1 pseudogene is annotated in these 1,299 nt (G+C 64.0%); it reads left to right on the top strand.

The features are described 5' to 3' along the window. Positions 1–55 precede the first annotated feature (55 nt). Positions 56–1,261, top strand: a pseudogene (locus ACVWY0_RS22290) (ISAzo13 family transposase); the annotation flags it as partial. Positions 1,262–1,299: the final 38 nt, after the last annotated feature.

Here is a 1,299-nt window from a genome sequence, read left to right as displayed (position 1 = left end):
AGGACGCGTCAGTAAATAAGCCAGCGTTTCTTCGTTTTGGTTCTATTGTGGTGCTATGGCCATTGGTGCAGAGGTTGAGACGGCTTTACGGGGAAAGTTCGATTCGTTGTTGCCGCATCTGGATGAGCGTCAGCGTCGCCTGGCTATGGGCGCTGAAGCACGGGTGCTCGGGCATGGCGGGATCAAGCTGGTTGCCCGGGCGGCGGGGGCCAGCCCGTCGACTGTGGCCCGGGGCGTGGACGAGCTGGAAGCCGGCGACGCCCCATCGACACGGGTGCGACAGCCCGGCGGGGGACGTAAACCGCGCACCGTCATGGATCCCGGGCTGACCGGTGCACTGTTGGCGTTGGTCGAGCCGGACGAGCGCGGGGACCCGATGTCGCCGTTGCGGTGGACGACGAAATCTTTGCGTACTCTCGCCCGGGAACTGACCGGGACCGGCCACCCGGTGTCGGCGTGGACGGTGGCGAACCTGCTGCACGAGCAGGGATTCAGTCTGCAAGCCAACACGAAACAGGTCGAGGGTGCCGCCCACGAGGACCGGGATGCCCAGTTCAGATACTTGAACGAGCAGAGCACCGACCACATCGCCGCCGGGCAGCCGGTGATCAGCGTGGACACGAAGAAGAAGGAACTCGTCGGCCTGTTCAAGAATGACGGCGCGCAGTGGCGGCCGGCCGGAGACCCGGTACGGGTGAACGTGCACGACTTCCCCGACCCGGAACTTGGTAAGGCCAACCCCTACGGGGTGTACGACGTCGCCGCCAATGACGGCTGGGTATCGGTCGGCACCGACCATGACACCGCAGCGTTCGCCGTGGAGAGCATCCGCCGCTGGTACTCCCAGATTGGCCAAGACGCTTACCCTGGTGCCGGGAAGCTGCTGATCTGCGCCGACGGGGGCGGCTCCAACGGCTACCGGCTCCGTGCCTGGAAGACGCAGCTCGCAGCCCTGGCCGCCCAAACCGGCCTGGAAATCACCGTCTGCCACCTGCCGCCGGGCACCAGCAAGTGGAACAAGATAGAGCACCGGCTCTTCAGCCACATCTCGATGAACTGGCGCGGCAGGCCCCTGACCAGTCATCAGGTCATCATCGATCTCATCGGCGCCACAACCACCCGCAGCGGCCTGAAAGTCCACGCCGAACTCGACGACAACATCTATCCGACGGGGATCAGAATCAGCGACACCGAAATGGCTGCCCTTCCCATCACCCGCCATCAATGGCACGGCGAATGGAACTACACCCTCAAACCCGAAGCATCAGAATAGCCGCGTGTTGAATACTGGCAGGCCCT

Source organism: Arthrobacter sp. UYNi723, from assembly GCF_054057635.1.
The sequence above is the reverse complement of the archived record's forward strand: the minus strand, read 5'-3'. Positions and strand labels throughout refer to the sequence as shown.